The sequence below is a fragment of the Arthrobacter sp. TmtSoilC51 genome (assembly GCF_055388015.1).
Genome location: NZ_AP035877.1, coordinates 714,197 through 736,790, shown reverse-complemented (window position 1 = coordinate 736,790; position 22,594 = coordinate 714,197). Strand labels below are relative to the sequence as shown.

Annotated in this window: 22 protein-coding genes and 1 pseudogene; 18 read left to right on the top strand and 5 right to left on the bottom strand. The window is 62.1% G+C overall.

The features are described from left to right. Positions 1 to 61: 61 nt before the first annotated feature. Positions 62 to 1,282: an ROK family transcriptional regulator gene (locus ACZ5G6_RS03570; protein ID WP_498689442.1), complete on the bottom strand. Its 1,221-nt coding sequence runs from the start codon at positions 1,280 to 1,282 to the stop codon at positions 62 to 64. 182 nt (positions 1,283 to 1,464) lie between these two features. On the opposite strand from ACZ5G6_RS03570, the gene ACZ5G6_RS03565 reads away from it, so the two are divergent. The 12 genes from ACZ5G6_RS03565 (at position 1,465) to ACZ5G6_RS03510 (ending at position 13,270) form a co-directional block, all read left to right on the top strand. Continuing rightward, positions 1,465 to 2,205, top strand: coding sequence for a sugar phosphate isomerase/epimerase family protein (locus ACZ5G6_RS03565; protein WP_223935776.1), 741 nt, complete (start codon positions 1,465 to 1,467; stop codon positions 2,203 to 2,205). Continuing rightward, positions 2,202 to 3,344, top strand: a complete 1,143-nt coding sequence (locus ACZ5G6_RS03560) for a Gfo/Idh/MocA family protein (protein ID WP_498689439.1) — start codon at positions 2,202 to 2,204, stop codon at positions 3,342 to 3,344. The genes ACZ5G6_RS03565 and ACZ5G6_RS03560 overlap by 4 nt, the downstream gene beginning before the upstream one ends. Before the next feature lie 42 nt (positions 3,345 to 3,386). After that, a complete protein-coding gene (locus ACZ5G6_RS03555) occupies positions 3,387 to 4,715 on the top strand; it encodes an ABC transporter substrate-binding protein (RefSeq protein WP_223935774.1) in 1,329 nt (442 codons plus the stop codon). Between the two features lie 60 nt (positions 4,716 to 4,775). Next, positions 4,776 to 5,789 carry a carbohydrate ABC transporter permease gene (locus tag ACZ5G6_RS03550; protein ID WP_498689436.1) on the top strand — a complete coding sequence of 338 codons (1,014 nt, stop codon included), beginning with the start codon at positions 4,776 to 4,778 and terminating at the stop codon, positions 5,787 to 5,789. Then, positions 5,782 to 6,621 (top strand): carbohydrate ABC transporter permease, encoded by an 840-nt coding sequence (locus ACZ5G6_RS03545; RefSeq protein ID WP_223935772.1) that lies wholly within the window; start codon positions 5,782 to 5,784, stop codon positions 6,619 to 6,621. Before ACZ5G6_RS03550 ends, ACZ5G6_RS03545 begins: the two co-directional genes overlap by 8 nt. Before the next feature lie 74 nt (positions 6,622 to 6,695). Next, positions 6,696 to 7,472: a sugar phosphate isomerase/epimerase family protein gene (locus ACZ5G6_RS03540; RefSeq protein ID WP_498689434.1), complete on the top strand. Its 777-nt coding sequence runs from the start codon at positions 6,696 to 6,698 to the stop codon at positions 7,470 to 7,472. Beyond that, the gene (locus tag ACZ5G6_RS03535; protein ID WP_498689433.1) at positions 7,469 to 8,590 is read left to right on the top strand and encodes a Gfo/Idh/MocA family protein; all 1,122 of its coding nucleotides are present in this window, start codon (positions 7,469 to 7,471) and stop codon (positions 8,588 to 8,590) included. The genes ACZ5G6_RS03540 and ACZ5G6_RS03535 overlap by 4 nt, the downstream gene beginning before the upstream one ends. Before the next feature lie 32 nt (positions 8,591 to 8,622). Then, a complete protein-coding gene (locus ACZ5G6_RS03530) occupies positions 8,623 to 9,864 on the top strand; it encodes a Gfo/Idh/MocA family protein (RefSeq protein ID WP_498689432.1) in 1,242 nt (413 codons plus the stop codon). 1 nt (position 9,865) lies between these two features. Then, positions 9,866 to 10,867, top strand: coding sequence for a sugar phosphate isomerase/epimerase family protein (locus ACZ5G6_RS03525; RefSeq protein ID WP_498689431.1), 1,002 nt, complete (start codon positions 9,866 to 9,868; stop codon positions 10,865 to 10,867). A 12-nt stretch (positions 10,868 to 10,879) separates the two neighbouring features. Next, positions 10,880 to 11,779 (top strand): TolB family protein, encoded by a 900-nt coding sequence (locus ACZ5G6_RS03520; protein ID WP_498689429.1) that lies wholly within the window; start codon positions 10,880 to 10,882, stop codon positions 11,777 to 11,779. A 4-nt stretch (positions 11,780 to 11,783) separates the two neighbouring features. Continuing rightward, on the top strand, positions 11,784 to 12,803 hold the full coding sequence (locus tag ACZ5G6_RS03515) for a Gfo/Idh/MocA family protein (RefSeq protein WP_223935766.1): 1,020 nt from the start codon (positions 11,784 to 11,786) through the stop codon (positions 12,801 to 12,803). Then, positions 12,800 to 13,270 carry a heme-degrading domain-containing protein gene (locus ACZ5G6_RS03510; RefSeq protein WP_498689427.1) on the top strand — a complete coding sequence of 157 codons (471 nt, stop codon included), beginning with the start codon at positions 12,800 to 12,802 and terminating at the stop codon, positions 13,268 to 13,270. Before ACZ5G6_RS03515 ends, ACZ5G6_RS03510 begins: the two co-directional genes overlap by 4 nt. A gap of 70 nt (positions 13,271 to 13,340) precedes the next feature. On the opposite strand, the gene ACZ5G6_RS03505 is transcribed toward ACZ5G6_RS03510, so the two are convergent. After that, positions 13,341 to 14,123: an IclR family transcriptional regulator gene (locus ACZ5G6_RS03505; protein ID WP_223935764.1), complete on the bottom strand. Its 783-nt coding sequence runs from the start codon at positions 14,121 to 14,123 to the stop codon at positions 13,341 to 13,343. A gap of 404 nt (positions 14,124 to 14,527) precedes the next feature. Between ACZ5G6_RS03505 and ACZ5G6_RS03500 the strand changes: the two genes are divergently transcribed. The 4 genes from ACZ5G6_RS03500 (at position 14,528) to ACZ5G6_RS03485 (ending at position 18,373) form a co-directional block, all read left to right on the top strand. Beyond that, positions 14,528 to 15,901, top strand: coding sequence for an MFS transporter (locus tag ACZ5G6_RS03500; RefSeq protein WP_223935763.1), 1,374 nt, complete (start codon positions 14,528 to 14,530; stop codon positions 15,899 to 15,901). Between the two features lie 41 nt (positions 15,902 to 15,942). Then, entirely contained in the window at positions 15,943 to 16,707 is a 765-nt protein-coding gene (locus ACZ5G6_RS03495; RefSeq protein WP_223935762.1) for an SDR family NAD(P)-dependent oxidoreductase, read from the top strand. Next, the gene (locus ACZ5G6_RS03490; protein WP_498689422.1) at positions 16,704 to 17,129 is read left to right on the top strand and encodes an RbsD/FucU domain-containing protein; all 426 of its coding nucleotides are present in this window, start codon (positions 16,704 to 16,706) and stop codon (positions 17,127 to 17,129) included. The genes ACZ5G6_RS03495 and ACZ5G6_RS03490 overlap by 4 nt, the downstream gene beginning before the upstream one ends. Positions 17,130 to 17,263: 134 nt before the next feature. Further along, on the top strand, positions 17,264 to 18,373 hold the full coding sequence (locus tag ACZ5G6_RS03485; RefSeq protein ID WP_498689420.1) for an ROK family protein: 1,110 nt from the start codon (positions 17,264 to 17,266) through the stop codon (positions 18,371 to 18,373). A gap of 56 nt (positions 18,374 to 18,429) precedes the next feature. Here ACZ5G6_RS03485 and ACZ5G6_RS03480 read toward each other — a convergent pair whose 3' ends face one another. Next, positions 18,430 to 18,999 carry a TetR/AcrR family transcriptional regulator gene (locus ACZ5G6_RS03480; RefSeq protein ID WP_498689418.1) on the bottom strand — a complete coding sequence of 190 codons (570 nt, stop codon included), beginning with the start codon at positions 18,997 to 18,999 and terminating at the stop codon, positions 18,430 to 18,432. A 98-nt stretch (positions 19,000 to 19,097) separates the two neighbouring features. Here ACZ5G6_RS03480 and ACZ5G6_RS03475 point away from each other — a divergent pair, with 98 nt between their 5' ends. Together ACZ5G6_RS03475 and ACZ5G6_RS03470 are read left to right on the top strand one after the other, a co-directional pair. Continuing rightward, positions 19,098 to 20,309 carry an MFS transporter gene (locus ACZ5G6_RS03475; protein WP_498689417.1) on the top strand — a complete coding sequence of 404 codons (1,212 nt, stop codon included), beginning with the start codon at positions 19,098 to 19,100 and terminating at the stop codon, positions 20,307 to 20,309. Positions 20,310 to 20,439: 130 nt separating this feature from the next. Further along, complete coding sequence (locus ACZ5G6_RS03470; protein ID WP_498689415.1) at positions 20,440 to 21,471, top strand: LLM class flavin-dependent oxidoreductase; 1,032 nt, start codon at positions 20,440 to 20,442, stop codon at positions 21,469 to 21,471. A gap of 77 nt (positions 21,472 to 21,548) precedes the next feature. On the opposite strand, the pseudogene ACZ5G6_RS03465 reads toward ACZ5G6_RS03470, so the two are convergent. Both ACZ5G6_RS03465 and ACZ5G6_RS03460 read right to left on the bottom strand, forming a co-directional pair. Beyond that, positions 21,549 to 21,860, bottom strand: a pseudogene (locus ACZ5G6_RS03465) (ChaB family protein); the annotation flags it as partial. 65 nt (positions 21,861 to 21,925) lie between these two features. Then, the gene (locus tag ACZ5G6_RS03460) at positions 21,926 to 22,594 is read right to left on the bottom strand and encodes a response regulator (RefSeq protein ID WP_498689414.1); all 669 of its coding nucleotides are present in this window, start codon (positions 22,592 to 22,594) and stop codon (positions 21,926 to 21,928) included.

Below are 22,594 nucleotides of genomic sequence, written 5' to 3'. Positions count from 1 at the left end.
AACGTTTTCATCACCTTTATTGCTATCACGCCGTCACCGGCCGTCCGGGCACAAAAGGCGTCTATCCCGCTGCTTGGAGCGTGGCTTCAATCACTGCCGGCGAGAGTACGTACTGCGTCACCATTTGGCTGGCGCCCAGGATGGCGGCGCGATCACCGGCCATGGAAATACCGATGCGCAGGTGCGTGGTGGCCAAGGGCAGCGAGCGCCGGTAAACCACTTCGCGAATGCCGGCCACCAGGTGTTCGCCTGCCTCGCCCACACTGCCTCCGATGATGATCATGGACGGGTTAAGCAGGTTGACTACGGTTGCCAGGACGTCTCCAACATCCCGCCCCGCTTGCCGCAGAGCTTGGATCGCTTGCAGGTTTCCCTCCGCCACCAGCCGCAGCACGTCCGCTCCGGTGGTCGCTTGGAGCCCTTGCGCCTGCAGTTGGCGTGCGACGGCGGGCCCTGAGGCAAGCGCCTCCAGGCAGCCGTGGTTGCCACAACGGCAGAGGACGTCGTCGCCGCGCGGAACACGGACGTGGCCGAGGTCGCCGGCCGTGCCGTTGGCGCCGCGCTGCAGTTCGCCGCTGCTGATGATGCCTGCGCCGATGCCGGTGGCCACCTTGATGAAGAGGAAGTTGTCGTGGTCAGGCCAGTAGGCGGTCCGTTCACCGAGCGCCATGATGTTGACGTCGTTGTCCACCAGCACTGGTACGGGCAGTGAGCGCTGGACGTACGGGACGACGTCGAATCCGTCCCAACCGGGCATGATCGGCGGCTTGACCGGGCGTCCGGTGGCGTGTTCCACGGGGCCCGGGAGTCCGATGCCCATTCCTGCGAGGTCGCCCAGTTCCCGTCCCGCTTCGGCGAGCAAGTCACGGCCCGCGCTGATGACCTTGCCCAGCACCACCTCTGGACCGTCCGCGACTTCCTGCGAAAGGCGCCGTTCGGCGAGGATGCTGCCGCCAAGATCGGTGACGGCAACAATCACGTGGGTCGCTCCGACGTCGACGGCCAGCACCACGCGCGCGGCGGGGTTGAAAGCAAAGCGCGACGGCGGCCTGCCGCCGCTGGAGGTGGCTTCACCGGCGGGGCCAACGAGTCCGGAACTGATGAGGGCATCGATGCGCGAGGCGACGGTGGAGCGGGCCAGCCCGGTAGTCAGCGCGAGCTCGGCGCGGGTCCGGGCCTGGCCGTCACGCAGGAGCTGGAAGAGGTCCCCGGCACGCGAAAGGTTACCGGCGTCCTGTGCGGAGGCGTCTTTCCCGCCTTGGTGTCCGGATTCTGAGGTCATGCCATTAGTGAAGCACGATTGCTTATGCGTGTCATGCATCAGAAGTTTGTCGGCAATATTCCAACTTTTGCTTGACGCTCGGCAAAAGTCCCCCTAGGTTGTGAGGAGCAGCACATCAACCCCCTCGATGCCGGAAATCAACAGCATCAATCTGCGTCCACCCACAACGACGAGGAGAGACAGTGTCATATTCGATCCAGCTCTACACGGTCCGAAAGGCCCTTGAAGAGGATCTGGCTGGAACCATCCAGCGCTTGGCTGACATCGGCTTCACGATGGTTGAGCCATACCGGTTCGTTGCCAAGGCCGATGAACTTAAACGGGCATTGACGGAGAACAACCTCACCGCTCCGTCCGGCCACGCTCCGTTGCTCAGCGATGACCAGGACGCAATCTTTGCCGCCGCGCAGCAGCTGGGTATCGGCACCGTCATCGACCCGCACGTTCCGATTGAGCGCTGGAACACCATCGAGGACATCAAGGACACCGCCGAACAGCTCAACGCTGCAGCCGTCAAGGGTTCCGAATACGGTGTCCGCGTTGGCTATCACAACCACTGGTGGGAAGTTGAGTCCGTCATCGACGGCAAAACCGCGATCGAACACCTGGCCGACCACCTCGATCCTGAGGTCGTGCTGGAGCTCGACACGTATTGGGCCGCGGTGGGCGGTCAGGATCCGGCAGAGCTGCTTACCCGGCTGGGCGACAGGGTCAAGTTCATCCACATCAAGGACGGACCCGTGACCTCGGATCCGTCGAGTCAGCTCGCCGTTGGTGACGGTCAGATGCCTATCTGGGACGTACTGAACGCCGCAGGCTCACTTGAGGCAGGGGTCGTCGAACTGGACGATTTCCAGGGCGACATGTTCGAGGCCGTCCAGGACAGCTACAACTACCTGAGCGCCGGAAAGGTATCAGTATGAGCCACGCAGCAGGACCGGCCTTCGGGCAGGTGGGATCAGGCCCGGTCGGCATTGGAATCATCGGCGCCGGCGTCATCAGCAAGCAGTATCTGGACAACCTCACCAGCTTCCCGGATGTCCGCGTAATCGCCATCGGCGACTTGTTCGAAGAAGCCGCAGCTGCCCGGGCCGCTGAATACGGAATTCCCAACCACGGCGGTGTTGACACCGTGCTCGGAAATCCCGACGTAGAGATTGTCATCAACCTGACCATCCCCGCGGCCCACGTGGAAGTTGCGACGCAGGCTGTCAACGCAGGCAAGCATGTCTGGAGCGAAAAGCCGTTCTCCCTGGATCGCGAAAGTGGCCTCGGCTTGCTCAAAGCGGCGGACGCTGCCGGCGTCAGGCTGGGTTGCGCACCGGACACGTTCCTCGGCGCCGGCCTCCAGACTGCCCGCCGCATGATCGAGCGCGGCGACATCGGCACTCCCCTGACTGCACTGACTCTAATGCAGTCGCCCGGACCGGAATCCTGGCACCCGAATCCCGCTTTCCTCTTCCAGGACGGCGCCGGTCCCCTGTTCGACATCGGCCCTTACTACCTGACCACGCTTGTTCAGACCTTCGGCAGCGTCCGCAAGGTGGGCGCTTTCGGCTCCAAGTCCCGCGAAACACGTGTGATCGGCTCAGGCCCCAAGGCCGGCGAGACATTCGACGTCACAGTCCCGACCCACGTCAGCTCCATCTTGGAATTTGAGAACGGTGAATCCGCGCAGAGCATCTTCAGCTTCGATTCCCCACTCAAGCGCGCAGGTTTCGTGGAGATCACCGGCTCCGAGGCCACCATCGCGTTGCCGGATCCGAACAACTTCGACGGCGACATCCGGATCTGCGCGCTCGGCTCCGACGACTGGACTACTGTCCCGTCCGTTGGGTCCACTGCGAGCCGGGGTGCAGGTGTCCTGGAAATGGCCCGCGCCATCCGCGAGGGCCGCCCACACCGCGCACAGGGCGAGCTGGCGTTCCACATCCTGGACACCATGGCCTCCATCGCGGAGTCAATCGACAACCGCGCCTTCGTGGATGTGGAAAGTTCCGCCGCGCAGGTCCCTGCACTTCCCGAGGACTGGGATCCCACCGCGGCAACGCTTTCAGCCTAGTTTCAACCAGCACCAGCTCGACGACGAGAAAACCGGAACATCATGAAGAATCCCCTGAAAGTCCTATCGGCGGTTGCCGCGACGGCAGCCTTGGCACTCAGTCTCAGCGCCTGCGGTGGCGGCAGCAACAGCCCACAAGCGAGCAGCGACACGATCACCTACTGGGCGTCCGATCAAGGCAACAGCCTGGACGACACCGCAGCCAAGCTGAAGCCTACGCTGGACCGATTTACCGAAAAGACCGGAGTGAAGGTACAGCTGGAAGTCATCAGCTGGACCGACCTCTACAACCGCATTCTTACCGCAGTCACCAGTGGCGACGGCCCCGATGTCCTCAACATTGGTAACACCTGGGCAGTGACCCTCCAGGAAACGGGCGCGTTTGAACCTGTTGAAGGCGAGCTGTTGGAGGCCGTTGGAGGCAAGGACCGCTTCCTGAAGACCAGCTGGTCCACCGGCGGCGCAGAAGGCAAGACCCCCACGTCAGTACCTCTCTATGGCCTTGCGTACAACATGTACTACAACACGAAGCTGTTCAAGGAAGCCGGCATCGAAAAGGCACCCACAACCTGGGACGAATTCGTAGCCGATGCCAAGAAGCTCACCAAGGACACCAACGGTGATGGAAAGCCGGATCAGTGGGGCTTCACCGCAGCCGGAGCATCGGTATCCGCCAACTCGCACCAGGCATTCGTTCGCGGCCTCCAAAACGGCGGCACCTTGTTCGATAAGGACGGAAAGCCCACCTTTGACAGCGATCCCCAGGTAGAGGGTGTCAAGCAATTCGTGGACCTGATGGCCACGCAGAAGGTGATGTCGCCGTCGGACGCTGAACTGAGCCAAGGCAGCCAGAAGGTGGACAACCTCATCAACGGCAAGGCGGCCATGATGTTCGACCAGAGCCCGCTCAAGAACTTCGCAGCCCGCGACTTCAAGGACTGGGGTGTAGCTCCTATCCCCATGATGACTGCGGACGCCACGGGTGAGCGTGGCACTCAGAGCCACGTGGCCGGCATCAACCTCAGCGTCTTCAAGAACAGTGACAACAAGGCCAACGCCATCAAGCTGGCCGCGTTCCTGACCAGCGACGAAGAGCAGATTGCCCTCAACAAGGCCTATTCCTCGCTGCCGGTGGTTACTGCAGCGTCGAGCGATGCCGCGTTCCAGACAGAGGAAGTCAAGGCCAAGAACGACGCCCTGGCCAACCATTCACTGCCGATGCCGCTGATCGCCAAGGAGGGCCAGATGGAGACCCTCACCGGCACGGCCATCAAGAACCTCTTTGCCAAGGCAGCAACCGGAACCGTTTCCGAGGACGACATCCGGGCAGCCCTCAAGGACGCCAATAACCAGATGGCTGCGGCCCAGTAAACAGGCCTGGTGAGTGGGGGCACCCCTAAAAGGTGCCCCCGCTCCGGCAAAGGAGTTTCCATGTCACATTCAGCATTGGACAGCGGACCCGCCGCTGCCGGCAGCGCCGCTGCCGTTAGTCCTGAGCCCGGCCAGCCAAAGGCCGAGACCACGCCGCCGGTACGTAAGCGGCGTCGCTCATTCCTCCCCTATGGCTTGATCCTTCCGGCCGCGATCCTTGAACTCCTGATCCACATCGGGCCGATGCTCCTGGGCATCTGGATCGCCTTCATCTCCCTAACGCAGCTCAACCTCACCAACTGGCTCAACGCACCGTTCGTAGGGCTACAGAACTTTATCAACGGGCTTAACCCTGAAAGCACCATCGGCCAGGCGTTCTTCAGCACGGTTGGCCGCACGCTGGGCTACACCATTCTGGTGGTCGGCTTCTCCTGGGTGCTCGGCATGGCTGGCGCAGTTTTCCTGTCATCCAACTTCAGGGGCCGTGCACTTCTGCGTACGTTCTTCCTGGTCCCGTATGCACTCCCTGCATACGTCGGAACCATTGCCTGGGCATTCATGTTCAACCAGCGCGACGGTGCCGTGAACCAGATCCTTGTGGATACTCTTCACCTCTTCGGAGACGAACGCCCCTTCTGGCTACTGGGCGAGAATTCCTTCGGAGCCATGGTGATAGTCAACGTCTGGCAGCTGTGGCCGTTCGCCTTCCTCATGTTGATGGCGGCCTTGCAGAACGTCCCGACGGACGTCTATGAGGCGGCGGCCATTGATGGCGCCACGCTTTGGCAGCAGTTCCGCCGGATCACGTTGCCCATGGTCCGCCCGGCCAACGGGGTGCTGCTCATGGTGATGTCGCTCTGGACCTTCAACCAGTTCAACGTTCCCTTCGTCCTGTTCGGAGCCACGTCTCCCAAGGAAGCCACCCTCATTTCCCCGCTGATCTACCAAAACTCCTTCGGCAGTTGGAACTTCGGTCTGGGCGGCGCAATGAGCGTGCTGCTGCTGATCGCCCTGTTTATTGCCTCCGCCTTCTACATCCGCATGGTGCTGCCCAAGGGGGCCGACAATGATTGAGACACGCAACTTCAGGATCCTCCGGAACGTGGTCCTGACCATCCTTTCCCTCTGGGTGGCGGTTCCGCTGTTCGTGGTGGTCTCCACCTCGCTGAAACCCCTCAAGGATGTGTCCGGGCTCTTCCAGTGGATACCCCGCGAAATTACCGCCTCACCGTATGTGGACATCTGGACCACGGTTCCGTTGGCCAAGTACTTCCAGAACAGCCTCATCATCACTGTCTGCGCGACAGCCTGCTCAGTGACCGTCGCCGTCCTGGCCGCCTACGCCATCGCACGGCTGCAGTTCAAGGGAAAGCGCGCGTTCAGCCTGACTGTCCTGTCCACGCAAATGTTCCCTGGGATCCTGTTCCTCCTGCCGCTCTACCTGATCTTCACGCAGATCCGGAACATGACCGGCTTGCAACTGCAGGGCTCCTACCTCGGGCTGATCATCACGTACATGACGTTCACCCTGCCGTTCGCCATCTGGATGCTGAGCGGTTACTTCGCCTCGATTCCCAAGGAGCTGGAAGAGGCCTCGATGATTGATGGCACCGGCAGGATGGGAGCACTGTTCCGTGTGATCCTCCCTGTTGCCAAACCAGGCATCATCGCGGTGGCTGTGTATTCGTTCATCTCCGCATGGGGCGAGGTTTTGTTCGCATCCGTGCTGACTAACGAGTCCACAAAAACACTGTCCTTGGGGCTCAAGGCCTACGCCAGTGAGTCGGATGTTTTCTGGAACCAACTCATGGCTGCTTCGGTTGTGGTCAGCCTTCCCGTTTTGATCGGGTTCATCCTGGTCCAGAAACATCTGGTGGCAGGACTCTCGTCAGGAGCAGTTAAGTAGGTTCAGTGTTAAGTAGAGCCAACAGCTAGTACAAGCAACACCGTTATCCGGGCGATCACCGAAAAGGAACCCAAATGTCGTACTCACTCCAGCTGTACACCCTCCGGAACGCCATCCAGGAGGACCTGCCTGGAACCATCAAAAAGGTCGCCGAGATCGGTTTTACGCAGGTTGAACCGTACAACTTCGTGGCCACCGCCAAGGAGCTCGGGGCTGCGTTGAAGGAGAACGGCCTGTCCGCTCCTTCCGGGCACGCGCCGCTTCTGAGCCAGGACCAGGACGAGATCTTCGCGGCAGCCAGGGAACTGGGCATCACCACCGTGATCGATCCCTTCCTTCCGGCCGAGCACTGGCAGGACGCGGAAACCATCCAGGACACGGCAGCTGCTCTGAATGCTGCGGCCAAGAAGGGTGCGGAGTACGGTATCCGGGTGGGTTACCACAACCACGCGTGGGAACTGGAGTCCACCATCGAGGGCGAGACCGCGCTGGAGTACTTCGTGGGACTGCTGGATCCGGAACTCGTCCTTGAGGTAGACACGTACTGGGCTGCTGTGGGCGGCCAGGATCCAGTGGAACTCCTGGCCCGTTTGGGTGACCGCGTGAAGCTCATCCACATCAAGGACGGCCCGGGCAACACTGACACCAAGGCCCAGCAGCCCGCCGGCCAGGGCACCATCCCGGTGCTGGACGTCATCGCTGCTGCCAAGTCCCTTGAGGTGGGCGTCGTTGAATTCGACGACTACTCCGGTGACATCTTCGAAGGCATCACCGAAAGCCTGGCATTCCTGACCGCCGCGGCCAGCGCACAGGCAGCCGAGGGCGCTGTTTCCCAGGAGGCAGGGGCATGAGCTTCTCTCCCTCAACCCGCAAGGGTCCCGTCGGTGTCGCCGTCATCGGTGCGGGCAACATCAGCAAGCAGTACCTGGACAACCTGACGGTGTTCCCGGACTTGAAGGTCCTGGTGATCGCGGACCTCTTCGTCGAGGCCGCCGAGGCGCGGGCCAAGGAATACGGCATCCCCGAGTTCGGTGCGCCCGAGCTGGCACTGAACCATCCCGACGTCGAAATCATCGTGAACCTGACCATCCCGGCGGCGCACGTGGAGGTCGCAACGGCCGCCGTCAACGCGGGCAAGCATGTCTGGACCGAGAAGCCTTTCTCGCTGGACCGTGAATCCGGGCTTGGTCTGCTCAAGGCGGCCGACGCCGCCGGGATCCGCCTGGGCACCGCCCCGGACACGTTCCTCGGTGCGGGCCTGCAGACCGCCCGCCGGATCATCGAGCGCGGTGATATCGGCACGCCGCTGACCGGCATGACCACGTTCCAGACCCCGGGCCCGGAGTCCTGGCACCCGAACCCTGCCTTCCTGTTCCAGCACGGCGCCGGCCCCCTGTTCGACATGGGCCCGTATTACCTCACCGCACTGATCCAGACCTTCGGCTCGGTCCGCAAGGTGGCCGCCGTCGGATCCTCCGCCAAGGCGATCCGCGTGATCGGTTCCGGTCCCAAGGCCGGCGAGGAGTTCGCCGTCGAGGTCCCCACGCATGTGTCCGCGATGGCGCAGTTCGAGGGCGGCCAGTCCTCGCACAGCGTGTTCAGCTTCGAGTCTCCGCGCCTGCGGATGGGCTTCGTGGAGATCACCGGCTCCGAGGCCACGCTTTCGCTGCCGGACCCGAACTACTTCGACGGCGACCTCAAGCTCTGGCGTCCTGGCGTTGAAGAACCGGAGATCATCCCTGCAACCGGTCCAGCCAACGGGCGCGGGCTCGGCGTGCTGGACATGGCCCGCGCACTGCGCTCCGGCGAACCGCATCGCGCAACCGGCGAGCTGGCCTACCACGTGCTCGACACCATGGTCTCCATCGCGGAGTCCGTGGAATCGGGCTCATTCGTGGACGTCACCAGCAACGCCCCTGCCTCGGCGGCCGTCCCTGAGGACTGGTCCCCCGAAACAGCAACCCTCTAGCAGCCGCAAGGCGATAGAAAGAGAACAAGAACATGACCACCCCCACCCACTCGTCCCGGCCGTCCGACCGCCCGGCATCCTCGCTGGCCTCGCGCCAGGATAAGTCCCCGTTGGGGGTTGCCGCCATCGGCTACGCCTTCATGGGGAAGGCCCATTCGAATGCGTGGCGGAACGTGGGCAGCTTCTTTGACGTCCCGGCCTTCGAGCAGAAAGTACTCGTGGGCCGGGACGCCGGTGCCGTCGCGGAAGCCGCAGCGAAGTACGGCTGGGCCGAGACTGCCACGGACTGGCGCTCCGTGATCGAACGCGACGACATCGACATCGTGGACATCTGCGCGCCGGGCTGGATGCACGCCGAGATCGCCATCGCCGCGCTCGAGGCCGGCAAGCACGTCCTCGTCGAAAAGCCGCTCGCCAACACGATCGCCGAGGCCGAAGCCATGACTGCGGCTGCCGCGGCTGCCCGGGCCAAGGGCGTCCAGTCCATGATCGGGTTCAACTACCGCCGCGTGCCCGCCCTTGCCCTGGCCCGCGACCTGATCGCGGAGGGCCGGCTCGGCACCGTCCGGCACGTCCGGGCCGCGTACCTGCAGGACTGGCTCGCCGACGCCGAATCTCCCATGACCTGGCGTCTGCGGAAGGAAACCGCCGGTTCCGGCGCGCTGGGCGACATCGCCTCCCACGTCATCGACCAAGTCCAGTTCCTCCTCGGCGACGCCGTCACCGAGGTCTCCGGCCGCCTGCACACCTTCGTGAACCGCCGCCCCGGCGCAGGTCCCGCACGCGGTCTGGAAGATGTCACGGTCGACGACGCCGCCTGGGCCACGCTGACCCTCGCCTCCGGAGCAATCGCCTCGGTGGAAGTCAGCCGGGTAGCAACCGGCCAGAAGAACTCCCTCAAGCTAGAAATCTACGGGGACAAAGGCACCATCCTGTTCGATCTCGAAAACCTGAACGAACTCGGCTTCCTGGACGCCACTCTTCCCGTGCGGGAGCAGGGCTTCCGCCGGATCCTCGTGAACGAACCCGAACATCCCTACATGCAGGCGTGGTGGCCACAAGGGCACATCATCGGCTGGGAACACACCTTCACACACCAGATCCGCGACTTCCTGACCGCCATCATCGCAGGTGAGCCGCCTTCGCCGTCGTTCGAAGACGGGCTCCAGATCCAGCACATCCTGGCCGCCGTCGAAGAGTCAGCGGCCGCCAAGAGTTCTTTGATCCAACTGCACACGAAACCCACCACCCAGAACACGACTGAAGGAGCCTGACATGCCCCGCCCGTACACCCTGTTCACCGGCCAGTGGGCCGACCTCCCTTTCGAGGAAGTCGCGCGCCTTGCCTCGGGCTGGGGCTACGACGGCCTGGAAATCGCCGTCTCCGGAGACCACCTGGACGCCTGGCGCTGGGACGAACCCGGCTACGTCGAGTCCAAACTCGCCGTCCTGGAAAAGTACAACCTGAAGGTCTGGGCCATCTCCAACCACCTCAAAGGCCAAGCCGTCTGCGATGACCCCATCGACTTCCGCCACGAAGCCATCGTCGGCTCCCGCGTGTGGGGCGACGGGGAGCCCGAAGGCGTCCGCCAACGCGCCGCCGAAGAAATGAAACACACCGCCCGCCTCGCCCGCGCCCTGGGTGTGGACACTGTGGTCGGGTTCACCGGCTCCTCCATCTGGCAGTACGTGGCCATGTTCCCGCCCGTCCCCGAAAAAGTCATCGACGCCGGCTACCAGGACTTCGCCGACCGGTGGAACCCCATCCTGGACGTCTTCGACGAATGCGGTGTCCGCTTCGCCCACGAAGTCCACCCGAGTGAGATCGCCTACGACTACTGGACCACCGTCCGGACCCTCGAAGCGATCGGCCACCGGCCAGCGTTCGGCCTGAACTGGGACCCCTCCCACTTCATGTGGCAGGGCATCGATCCCGTGTCCTTCATCTGGGACTTCAAGGACCGGATCTACCACGTGGACTGCAAGGACACCAAGCTCCGCCCCACCGGCCGGAACACCGTCATGGGCTCCCACCTGCCGTGGGGCGACCCGCGCCGCGGCTGGGACTTCGTCTCCGCCGGACGCGGCGACGTGCCCTGGGAATCATCCTTCCGCGCCCTCACCGCGATCGGCTACAACGGACCCATCTCCGTGGAATGGGAAGACGCCGGCATGGACCGCCTCCACGGCGCCCCCGAAGCCCTCGCCGCCCTCAAGAAGTTCGACTTCCCCGCATCCCAAACCAGCTTCGACGCAGCCTTCAGCAGCAAGGACTAGGACAAAACCGACGTGATCCGCACCCTTCAACCCGGCCAGCGCGGCGAGGTGTGGATCGCGTCGGTCACCGGTCAGGCTGAGCTGCTCTACAGCTCGGACGGCTTGCTGTTCGAAGCACCCAACTGGACCCTCAACGGCGCCGCACTTGTCCTCAACGGGGATGGGAAGCTCTGGACGCTGGACGTGACCGGCGGTGAGCCCACGGAGGTCCCGCTCAGCGGCATCCCGGATCTCAATAACGATCACGTCCTGGCCCCCGATGGCGCTGGCATCTTCCTCTCCGCCAACGACGGTCACATCTACCGCGCTTTGCTGGACGGCGGACCCGCCACGCGGATCACCGAGGACGATGGATCCTTCCACTTCCTCCACGGCGTCAGCCCCGACGGCAAGGAGCTTGCCTACGTAGCTATTGAGGCCGGTGACTTTTCGCAGCCAGGTCGCCTCATGACCATAGCGTCCGACGGCGGTGCTGCCGCCAGCGTTGATCTCGGCCGCTTTGATGTCGGTTCAGCCCACTGCGACGGCCCGGAATACTCACCGGATGGCAAGTGGCTCTACCTGAATACGGAGTCCTTCGGTTCAGTTGCCGGTCACGCCCAGATCGCCCGTGTCCGTGTGGATGGCACTGGCTTCGAGCAAGTCCTTGCATCCGGCACCGTCGACTGGTTCCCGCACCTCTCCCCCGATGGCCGCTACGCCACGTACATCCGGTTCCCCAGCGGCACTGTTGGCCACCCCGCCGACTTGCCGGTCGCCGTCGTGCTTGTTTCGACCGAGGACTGGACCACTCCCCTCCATACATGGCCTCTCTTCGGCGGCCAAGGTACCCTCAACGTCAACAGCTGGTCGCCGGACTCGACGCGCTTTGCGTTCGTGGCCTACCCACCCGCAGACTCAACGAAGGAGTAACGACGTGACCTCTCCCTCTCCGATCCGCTGGGGCATCCTTGGCACTGGATTCATCGCAGGCCTGCAAACGCAGGACTTGAACGAGAACGGCTTCACGGTTCAGGCCGTTGGCTCGCGGAGCCCGGAATCCAGCAAGGCGTTTGCTGGGCAATACGGCGTGGACACCGCCCATGGAAGCTACGAAGACCTGGTGGCGGATCCTGAAGTGGACGTCATTTACATCGCCACCCCGCACCCCATGCACCACGCGAACGCGCTCCTGGCACTGAACGCAGGCAAGCATGTGCTGGTAGAGAAGTCGTTCACCATGAACACCCGCGAAGCCCAGGAGATCGTGGATCTGGCGGAATCCAAGGGTCTGGTGGCTTTGGAAGCCATGTGGACGCGATTCCTCCCCCACATGATCCGCATCCGCGAACTCCTCCAGGAAGGCGCCATCGGCGAGGTCCGGAAAGTGGTGGCCAGCCACAACCAGAGCCTGCCAAAGGATCCTGCGCACCGGCTGAACGATCCGGCCCTTGGCGGTGGGGCGCTGCTGGACCTGGGCATCTACCCGATCTCCTTTGCGTTCGACATCCTGGGTACGCCAGAAACTATTCGCGCCAGTGCCTCCATGACGGCGACAGGTGTTGACCGGCAGACCGCAGCCATCTTTGAGTACGCCAATGGTCAACAGGCGATTGTGGATTGTGAACTCGACGCAGCCAGCGCCAACCGGGCCATGGTTATCGGAACAGAGGGCTGGATCGACATCGAACACACTTGGTACAACCCAGTTCCATTTACTGTCTTTGGAGTTGATGGCACCGTTGTTGAGCGGTACGACCAACCCGTGAACAGCCGGGGAATGCAATACCAGGCAGCTGAGATGGAACGCCTTATCCGTGCCGGTGAGACTGCTGGAAGCATCCTGCCGCCGAGTGAGACCGTGGCCATCATGGCAGCTATGGACGAGATCCGCCGACAGATCGGGCTGAGCTACAAAGCCGACGCTGTTGTTTCAGAAGAAGGTGCAAAGAAATGACTGAATCTGCCCGCCTTGTGGAGTTGCGCCAGCAGGAAGAAGAGCTGGTGTTCGCAAGTTTTGACCACCACGACGCCTGGCGGCTCGGCTCACTGATCGCCAACCACGCGATCGCTTCAGAGTTTGGAGTGGCCATTGATATCCGCCGGCACAACCTCGTGCTCTTCCGCTGCGTCCTGCCAGGCGCCACAGCCGACCAGGAGGAGTGGATCCGCCGGAAGTCCGCTTCCGTGCTGCGGTTCGAGCACAGCACGGCACTGCTGACTGAGCAATTCTCCGAACGCAACCCCCTGGGCGGCGGGTGGCTCGCTCCGGAGGATTACACGCTGGCCGGTGGTTCGTTCCCCATCCGGGTCCGTGGGGCAGGCGTGATCGGGGCTGTCACGGTGGCTGGCTTATCGTCGGACGAGGACCACCAACTGGTGGTTGATGGCATCCGGAGTTACCTGAAGACGGTGGGGGTTTAGGCCACGATCGGGCGTGTAGGAGGCGGCGCTTCCCGCTAGATGTATGAAAACAGTCTTTGGTGCTGCTCGGTCAGCCAGTTGCCTTTGCCCATGAGGGTGCGGACTCGCCTTTAGGCTTCCAGCCGAGCTCGAGCGAAATGGACATGGTCGTCGCCAGAAGGTCAGGAACGCTGCGGCGGAGCTCTTCCAGACCGGTCTTCTCCCGGAACGTTGTAATTGAAATGGCGCCCGCTACACGATCTGCGTGATCCCATACCGGTGCCGCTATGCAGTTCGAGACGATGTCGAACTCGCCGTCGTCCTCTGCCCATCCTCGAGCGCGTACCGTTTCAAGACGCTTCACAAATTCGGATCTGGAAGTGATGGAGTTGGGCGTCCGTTGTTCAAAGGTGGCGTTATCCAGGATGGACTCACGACGGGCACCATCAATGAACGCGAGAATGGCCTTACTGACCCCGGCTGTGTGTATGACTACGAATCCGCCGATTCTTGTGTTCAAGCTGATGGATTGTTCGGGTTCGACTTTATCGACATAGACAATGCGGTTGGCTTCCGGCACGGCGAACTGAACGGTGTGGCCAAGGTGTTCACTGAGTCGGACAATGTGGGGGTGAACGACTGACCTGAGATCGAACTGTTCCAAGGCTGACTGTGCCAGGCCGGCGAGCCTGAACCCGACGCCGAAATACCCGCGCTCGTCGGTTCGCACAAACCCCGCTTCGATCATGGTCTGCAGGATCCTGGATGCCGTTGTCCTGTGAACCCCCAGGTCTGCGGCAATATCCTTCAGCGTCCGCGGGTGTTCACTGCAATATTCCAGAATTTGGATTGCCCGGGCTACCGTCTGCGACATGGTTTCTGCTCGATCCTGTGTTTTGGTGGTCGGTCGGGTTTACGGCTCATCAGCTGATCAGGCTTCCCAGTTTAGACAGCGGGCCAACGCCTGAACCGTGCCGCCAGCCCGGGCTGTCCCTTTTCGCCGCCATGCCGCGGGCGATGACAGGTTTGTGGGCCAAACAATCCCGCACTGCCTCCTCCACAAACCTAGGTGCAACATGTGCACACGATGTGTACAAATGTACGATTCCGTTCGAGCGGCGGTCAAGCTGAATCGCCACGATGGGCCAGAACAAGCGTGCTGATTTGGTGCACCCCTTGCACAGCATGTGCATATGATGCACACTATTGGCGTATAGGACTAGTCGTAGGATCGCGTGATGATCCGTTGCGGCTTTGAATTAAGCCAAAGGAGTCTTGATGAAGACATTGATTTCAGCTAGGCAGCGCTCGGCCCGGCTCACCTTCGGGGAGCTTGGGGACCGGAGCCTGGCAAAGGTACGGCGCAGGATCATCCCCGTGATCTGCCTTCTCTACTTCGTCGCATTTTTGGACCGGAACAACGTCGGTTTTGCGAAACTGACAATGAGCGAAGACATCGGCCTGACAGCATCCGCGTATGGTCTTGGTGCCGGTATTTTCTTTATTGGGTATGCACTGTTCGAAGTTCCCAGTAATGGGGGCATGTATAGGTTCGGGGCGAGGAAGTGGATCGCTCGGATCCTAATCAGCTGGGGCATCTGCGCCACCGCCATGGCGCTGGTCAACAGTGAGACGACGTTTTACGTCATCCGTTTCCTGCTCGGCGCCGCCGAAGCCGGCTTCTTTCCCGCTGTCGTCTTCTACCTCACCCTGTGGTTCCCCGCGGCTCAGCGGGTCACCGTCCTCGGACTATTCATCCTGGCCCAGCCCATCTCCAATGCCATCGGCGCCCCACTCTCGGGGTTGCTCCTGAATCTGGACGGGATGCTGGGACTCCACGGATGGCAGTGGCTTTACATCATTGAAGGCATCCCCGCCATCATTCTGGGGTTCATGGCGCCGCGGCTGCTGACCGACCGCCCGGAAGATGCCCGCTGGCTCAAAGCAGACGAACGCAACTGGTTGAGCATGACCATGGCCAACGAACTGGCGGAGAAACAGCGCAGCGGATCGCACAGCTTCCTGGACGGGCTGAAAGACCGCCGGGCCCTTGTGTACGCGTTCCTGAACTTCGGCATGGTCTGCGGCATCTACGGCTTTGGCCTATGGCTGCCAACCGTGGTTGCCGGACTGGGGAAGCTCGATCCAGCCCAAGTGGGCTTCATCGTCGTCATTCCCTACGCGGCTGCAGCCTTGTTCGTCTTCTACTGGAGCCGCCGCTCGGACCGGACCGGCAAACGCGCAGCCCACGCCAGCATCAGCATGCTCATTGCAGCATTCGGGCTGACCGGGGCCGCGTTCCTTCTCCCGGTCAATCCGGTCGCCGCACTGGTATTCCTCACGATCGCGGCGATGGGCGTCTTCTCCGCAACCGCACCGCTCCTGTCCATGCCATCAGCCGCATTGGGCGGCGCAGCCGCGGCTGCGGGCCTGGCACTGGTCAACTCCATCGGGAACGTCGGAGGATTCGTAGCCCCCTACGCCGTCGGGCTGCTCAACGACGCCACGCACAGCAACCTTGCCGGGCTGCTCTTCCTGGCCGGCTGCCTGGTCATCACGGCCATCGCCACATTCCTTTACGCGCGGAACCGACCAGAAGGCACTGCCGCTCCCAGCGCGGTCGCCGCAGCCGAACTCGCAAAAACCAATTAGCCGTGCGGCCGGAGAACCGGCTCGCCTGAAAGGAACAATTCATGATGTTTGAACAGTCACTGCGCGGAAAGACCGCTCTAATAACGGGCGGAGGCACCGGCATCGGTCAAGGCATCGCACTGGCCCTCGCCAAGGCCGGGGCCAGAATCGCCATCACCTACAACAACCACAAACCCGACCAGGATTTCGCCGATGACGTGGAACGCCTCACCGGGCACCCGTTGACCTCCCTGCAGTTGGACGCGACCATCGAAACCGAAGTCCAGAGGGCTATCGAGGCCCTTGGCCGCGACCTAGGACGGCTGGACATTCTCGTCAACAATGTCGGCGGGCTCATCCAGCGCTCTGCCATCGGCGACATGGATTTCAGACTCTGGAAGCAGGTTCTGGCCGTTAACCTGGACAGCACCTTCCTGATGACACACTTCGCCCTGCCACTGATCAACGGCGGCGGCCGCATCATCAATGTCGCCTCGTTGGCAGGCCGTAACGGCGGACACGCCGGGGCGACAGCGTACGCCACGGCCAAAGCTGCGATCTTTGGCTTCACTCGTGGGCTTTCAAAGGAACTGGCATCATCTGGCATCACCGTCAATGCCCTTGCCCCTGGATTCATCGAAGCGACACCCTTCCATGACACCTTCACCACCGCAGAATCCAAAGCCGCCACAGTCGAGACAATCCCCCTCGGAAGGCCCGGAGTTCCCGAAGATGTCGCGGGTGCGGCGTTGTGGCTAGCGTCCGAGCATGCACGCTTCGTCACGGGTACAGTTGTCGACATCAACGGCGGCCAGTACTTCGCATGATCACCGGGCAACTGACGCATCCTCGCATCCTCTCCGCCCTGGCGGCAGCCGGCCACGGTGGTACCGTACTCATCACAGACGGACACTATTCAGCCGCGACTGCAGTCGGACCAAACGCAGAAACCGTCTACCTGAACCTGCAGGCAGACTTTCCAACGGTGCCCCAAGTCCTACGCGCCGTCCTAGGCACCATCCGAATCGAAAAACTAACGCGGATCATCCCCTCCGAAGACGCAACTCCATGCCTCGTTCATACAGAAATCGATGACCTAATGCCCGAAGGCACCGAAACAGAGTTCATTAACCGACACGAATTCTATGACCTCGCCAGGTCACAGAATCTTGCCTTGTGCATCGTGACGGGCGACTCCCGGCGCTTCGCGAACGCGCTGTTGACCGTGGGCGTTCTCCAAACGGCATAAAACGCCGTCGTTTGGCAGTAACGAGCGACCTGTGACCGTGCCGGTCACAGGTCGTCGCTGCTGTGACCGGCATAGGTAATTCGAGTCATCCCACTGGAAGGAAAATGTGTCGTTTCCATCATCAGACACTGTCATTGAACCCGCGGAAGTTAGTTCACCGTCAGGAAGCACCCACCACGGCGGCCCTCAGGGTCAATGAGCTGATCCAGCTCGGCTACGTAGTTGAAACTGGCCCGGGACAGAGCCAGATCGGGCGCCGACCACGTGGGGTGGGAATCAACGCCTCGTACGGGATGGTCGCCGGAGTGGACCTGGGTGCCAAACACGCTTCGTTTGGACTGTTCGATCTGCAAGGCCGGCTGATCTCCGAGCGCCATACCGCGTTGGACATCACCCAAGGCCCCGACCCCGTGCTCAATGAGGTAGCACGGCAGATCCGGAACCTGGTCGAGACAAGCTCCGAGCGATTAAGGTTGCTTGGCGTTGGGATGGGCTTGCCGGGCCCGGTCAGTTTCCCTGGGGGAAAAATGGTCTCTCCCGCCCGGATGCCTGGATGGAATGGCGTAGAGGCAGGCGCCCTGCTCAGGGAAATTCTTGGCGTGCCAGTCTTCGTGGACAACGACGCCAACCTCATGGCTCTGGGCGAGCATCTGATCCGTGGAGAAGACGCCGACGATTTCATCTTCGTTAAGGCTGGCTCCAGCATTGGTGGCGGGGTCATAGCCGGTGGCCGTATTCATCACGGCTACCGCGGCATGGCTGGAGACATCAGCCATGTCAGCGTCCCGGACGCGCCTGCGACGCTGTGCTCCTGCGGACGAACTGGATGTTTGGATGCCGTCGCCGGCGGGGCAGCGATCGTCAAAGTCCTGCACTCAGCGGGCGAGGCCGTGACAGATACCCCCGACCTTATCCGTTTGGCCGCCAATGGCCATCCCGTCGCAACCCAGCTGTTGCGTGAAGCGGGCAACCGCACAGGGGTCGTTCTGTCCTCAATCGTTAACTTCTTCAATCCTCGACGCGTGGTTCTCGGCGGGACCCTTAGCGAGGCTGAATCTTTCATCAGCGGCGTCCAGTCAGCGATCTACACCGAGTGCCAGCCCTTCGCCACCGACAGCCTCGAGATCGAAGCGACGAAGGCCAAAAAAACCGGCGGCATAACCGGGAGCGCCCGTCTCGCCCTGGACAGAATCCTCGACCCGGCCAGGATTACCGCAGCGGTAAACGCATCCACCCGGAAATAGCGGCCACTGACCTCGGGGGGCTGGGCATTCTCAAGAAACAGCAAAAGCCTTTTCCCTCAGGCCCGGGGTGAGGTTTCCAGGACCATTTGTGCGAGCTCCCTGGCCAACCGGACCGCATCCGGGTGCTTGTCGAGCTGTGAGTTGGCGACTGCTCCGTCGTAGAGCAACCGGAGACGGTCGGCCACATCGGCGGCGTCCAGAAAGCCTGCTTCCTCGGTCTGCGACAGGATGACGTCGGCGAGCCAGTCGCGGAACGCGCGCAGCGCAGTGGCTTCCACGCTGCCCGGGAGGGCCTCGGCATTGGCATTAGCGAACGCGCAACCCCGGTAGCCCGGGGCCAGGACCGCTTCCTGCAAGGCATCAAAGATTGCCAGCAATTTGTCGACCGGGTCATCCAGCCCCTGCTGGTGCCGCGCAATCCGATCCCGCCGCCGCTGGTCCCAGCCAGCAAGATATGCGGCTACAAGCTCGTCCTTGCCCGAAAAGTTGTAGAAGAGCGAGCCTTTGGCAACGCCAGCTTCCTCGATGACCCTGTCGATCCCGACAGTATGGACTCCCTCTGCGTAAAACAGCCTGTCCGCTGCATCGAGGAGGCGTTGCCGTGCGGGAACTCGGGTGGAGGTCATGCCTCATTTTATCAGACAGATCTGTCTAAATCTGTATTGACTTAATTAGACAGATCTGTCTAACTGAAAGAGTTTAGACCACTCTGTCCAAGGAGCCCGTGTTGTCCCCCAAAATTTCCCCAGCCGTCTCTTTTGCCGGCCTCGCCACGGTTTTTGCAGCGTTTTTCTTCGCCGCGGGAGCGCCGACTCCTCTGCTCTCACTTCGCCAGCATGAGTGGCAGTTCTCATCCGGCGCGCTCAGTATCGCCTTCTCCATCTACGCCCTCGGCCTGTTGGCGGCGCTCCTGATAGGCGGCTCACTCTCCGACCATGTCGGCCGCCGGCCGGTCATGCTTGCCGCCCTTTACGGTGAGCTCGCTTCCATGATTGTGTTCCTGGTCGCCCCGACAATCATCTGGGTGATCGTCGCCCGCGCCCTCCAGGGTCTCGCCACGGGGCTTGCCACCAGTGCCTTCAGCGCTGCCATCGCTGAGCAGGCACCCGCCCACCTCAAGAAACTCGCCGGAGGCCTGGCCGGTGCCTCGGTCGCAGGAGGTCTCGGCGTCGGCGCTCTTCTGACCGGCGCCGCGGTTCAGTTCACTCCGGACGCCAACACGCTTGTGTTCACCATCCTCGCTGGAGTCATGGTTCTCGCCATCGTCTTCGTCAGCCTCACAGCCGAAACTGCAGCAAAGCGGTCTGGGGTGCTCCGGTCGCTGACTCCCCGCCTTGGACTCCCTGGCAGTGTCCGCGGTGAGTTTGCCGCAGGGATACCCGTGCACATCGCAGGCTGGATGTTTCCTGCCTTCTTCCTCGGACTTTCGCCCGTGATGCTTCGTCTTCAGTTCACTTTGGACGGCGGCCTGGTAGCCGGCTTCACGGCTTTCCTCGGCCCGTTCGCGGCCGCTATATCAAACTTTGTTTTCAACCAGCATCCTGCCCGGCGCAGCACCTTGGTTGGAACATCACTCACCCTTCTCGGGACGATCGCGGTCCTTCTCGGAATCAGCGCACTGTGGCTGCCCGCCGTCTGGATCGGTGCAGCGCTCGGAGGCATCGGCTTCGGCGCGTCATTCGGCGGCCAGCTCCGGCTAATAGCCCCGCACGTTCAGCCGCACCAACGCGCTGGCGTCTTCTCCGGCATCTACACGGTCGCTTACCTCGCATTCGGGATACCCGTCATCATCGCCGGCCAGCTTGTCCCCGTGTTGGGGCTGGTCCCAACCTTGCAGTGGTACGCGGCTGCCGTCATTGCCGTCGCAATCCCGGCAATCCTTATCCAGACGGCACGGTTCCGTCGGGATATCACGCCCACGCCCAGCCCCGCATGATCCGTCTTCGCAGGCCTGCCGAGCGTAACGGCAACCCGCCGATCCATCACAAAAGGTAACGTCCCGCCGTCGTCCCCGGTACCCGCACCTATTCTGGGCAGTAACTGCCGATCGATCGCGAAGGAAGTCCATGCCCAGCCCCGAACGCCCCCTCCGCAAGCTTGGATTTCTCACTATCGGCCTGTTCGACCCCGCGGATCCGGCCGCCGGCCACCGGTCAACGTTGGAGATCATCGAACTCGGTGAGCAATTGGGGTTCGACAGCGCCTGGTTGCGGCACCGTCACTTGCAATTCGGGATCTCCTCCCCCGTCGCAGTGATGGCCGCCGCCAGCCAGCGCACGTCCAGGATCGAACTCGGAACCGCAGTAACCCCGCTGGGTTGGGAAAATCCCTTGCGTCTGGCGGAGGACCTTGCCACCGTGGATCTGCTCGCCGGGGGACGGATCAATCCAGGGCTGAGCGTGGGCGAACCGATGCACTACGACACAGTGAAGCATGAACTGTTCCCGGATTCCTCAGAAACAGAGGACTTCTCCTATGCCCGCGTAGGGCGGTTTGCCCGCCTGGTCGCCGGCGAAAAGGTCCGGGAGTTCTCCGGCAAGCAAGGTGTTGTGGAGGAATTCTCCAACCGGGTGGAGCCACACTCTCCCGGGCTGCGAAGCCGCCTTTGGTACGGAGCGGGCAGCATGAAGTCTGCCGTCTGGGCCGGGGCAAACGGTTTCAATCTTCTGTCCAGCAGCGTGATTTTCCCGGATAAGGACCAGAAGCCGGACTTTGCCACGGTCCAACAGACGCAGATTCGTGCGTACCGCGAGGCCGCCGCAGCGACCGGAAACACTGCCCGGGTTTCACAGGGCTTGGTGGTGATCCCAACAGATTCCGCTTCGAATGCCCAGCGGGAGAAGTACCAGCGTTACGTCGATGAACGCACTCCCCGCACGCGGGCGCCCCAAGGGCCGAAGGGTATGCTGTTCGCCCCGGATGTGATCGGGACCTCCGCTGAAATCGCCGAGCAACTGTACGCCCATGCTGGATTCCAGGAAGTCGACGAGGTAGCTTTCGCACTGCCGTTCAGCTTTGAACATGAGGACTACGTGCAGATCCTCACCGACATCGCAGGAAAATTGGGACCCGCCCTAGGGTGGAAAGCCGCCGGATGACGAGGTGCGGTGACCGTTTCGGGCCGAAACTCTGATGAGGGCCGTGGGTGGTTATACGGGCAATAATCCGGCAGAGACTAGCCGCCTCGCGCCTTCCGGGTCGCGGCGTCGTTGGCTTTCTGCAGAGCTTCGACGAGCTCGTCCTTGCTCATTTTCGAACGGCCCTTAATGTCCAGTTCCTGGGCACGTTGATAGAGATGCTCCTTGGAGGCATTGGCGTCCACTCCCCCGGCCGTGGGTTTCGTTGATTCAACGCCCTCTTCCGCGTGCTGGTCAGAAGGGCCTCGCTCCTCCTTCGCCTCCCAGTGGTCGCCGACTTTCTCGTAGCTGTGCTTCAGCGACGCATATGCGGTGCGGGCCGCACGGCTCTCATCGTTGTCGTAGGACTTGGACGTGCGTCCAGCTTATCAATTGCCTATTCGGCCAGGCTGGGCGCAAGTGCTCGACACCGTCGTCACCGCGCCTTCAGCACATACCTTCTTTCGGGACGCCCGACGCCGTACTTAAGCCTGACTTCCAACGCACCTTCATCGTGGAGGTACTCAAGGTATCGGCGCGCGCTGACGCGTGAGGTCCCCAATTGTTCGGCCACTTCGGCCGCGGAGACATCGCCGGGCGCTGATTTCAGGGCAGCTTCCACCAGTTCCAGCGTCTCTATGCTGCAGCCCTTGGGCAAGGTCCGCTCGGATACGCCGAGCCCAAACACCCGGTTCACGTCGGATTGCTCCGCCTCGCTCTTGGACGCATCAAGCCCTTGGTAGGCATTCAGGTAGTGCTGCAAACGCTCCTGAAGATCAGACTGCGAAAACGGCTTGATCAGGTAGTGCACAATGCCGCCGCGTAGTGCCTTGCGCACCGTTTCAGTTTCACGCGCTGCGCTGATCACCAGCACATCAAGGTCCGGGGCCACGTCCCGCAGCTGATGCATCAGGTCCAGGCCGTTGATGTCAGGGAGATGGATGTCCAACAGCACCAGGTCCGGCTGCAGCCGTTGCGTTTCAAGAAGAGCTTGCGCACCCGTGTGGGCCACCCCCACCACACCGAACCCCGGCGTTCGCTGGATGAACCCCGCGTGGACCTTGGCCACCATGAAGTCGTCATCGACAATCAGTACTTTGATCAC

What these genes read in the sequence shown, in the direction of transcription:
- ACZ5G6_RS03570 (WP_498689442.1), bottom strand. Translation starts at nt 1,282, where the DNA reads ATGACCTCAGAATCCGGACACCAAGGCGGGAAAGACGCCTCCGCACAG.
- ACZ5G6_RS03560 (WP_498689439.1), top strand. Translation starts at nt 2,202, where the DNA reads ATGAGCCACGCAGCAGGACCGGCCTTCGGGCAGGTGGGATCAGGCCCG.
- ACZ5G6_RS03555 (WP_223935774.1), top strand. Translation starts at nt 3,387, where the DNA reads ATGAAGAATCCCCTGAAAGTCCTATCGGCGGTTGCCGCGACGGCAGCC.
- ACZ5G6_RS03550 (WP_498689436.1), top strand. Translation starts at nt 4,776, where the DNA reads ATGTCACATTCAGCATTGGACAGCGGACCCGCCGCTGCCGGCAGCGCC.
- ACZ5G6_RS03545 (WP_223935772.1), top strand. Translation starts at nt 5,782, where the DNA reads ATGATTGAGACACGCAACTTCAGGATCCTCCGGAACGTGGTCCTGACC.
- ACZ5G6_RS03540 (WP_498689434.1), top strand. Translation starts at nt 6,696, where the DNA reads ATGTCGTACTCACTCCAGCTGTACACCCTCCGGAACGCCATCCAGGAG.
- ACZ5G6_RS03535 (WP_498689433.1), top strand. Translation starts at nt 7,469, where the DNA reads ATGAGCTTCTCTCCCTCAACCCGCAAGGGTCCCGTCGGTGTCGCCGTC.
- ACZ5G6_RS03530 (WP_498689432.1), top strand. Translation starts at nt 8,623, where the DNA reads ATGACCACCCCCACCCACTCGTCCCGGCCGTCCGACCGCCCGGCATCC.
- ACZ5G6_RS03525 (WP_498689431.1), top strand. Translation starts at nt 9,866, where the DNA reads ATGCCCCGCCCGTACACCCTGTTCACCGGCCAGTGGGCCGACCTCCCT.
- ACZ5G6_RS03510 (WP_498689427.1), top strand. Translation starts at nt 12,800, where the DNA reads ATGACTGAATCTGCCCGCCTTGTGGAGTTGCGCCAGCAGGAAGAAGAG.
- ACZ5G6_RS03505 (WP_223935764.1), bottom strand. Translation starts at nt 14,123, where the DNA reads ATGTCGCAGACGGTAGCCCGGGCAATCCAAATTCTGGAATATTGCAGT.
- ACZ5G6_RS03500 (WP_223935763.1), top strand. Translation starts at nt 14,528, where the DNA reads ATGAAGACATTGATTTCAGCTAGGCAGCGCTCGGCCCGGCTCACCTTC.
- ACZ5G6_RS03495 (WP_223935762.1), top strand. Translation starts at nt 15,943, where the DNA reads ATGATGTTTGAACAGTCACTGCGCGGAAAGACCGCTCTAATAACGGGC.
- ACZ5G6_RS03490 (WP_498689422.1), top strand. Translation starts at nt 16,704, where the DNA reads ATGATCACCGGGCAACTGACGCATCCTCGCATCCTCTCCGCCCTGGCG.
- ACZ5G6_RS03480 (WP_498689418.1), bottom strand. Translation starts at nt 18,999, where the DNA reads ATGACCTCCACCCGAGTTCCCGCACGGCAACGCCTCCTCGATGCAGCG.
- ACZ5G6_RS03470 (WP_498689415.1), top strand. Translation starts at nt 20,440, where the DNA reads ATGCCCAGCCCCGAACGCCCCCTCCGCAAGCTTGGATTTCTCACTATC.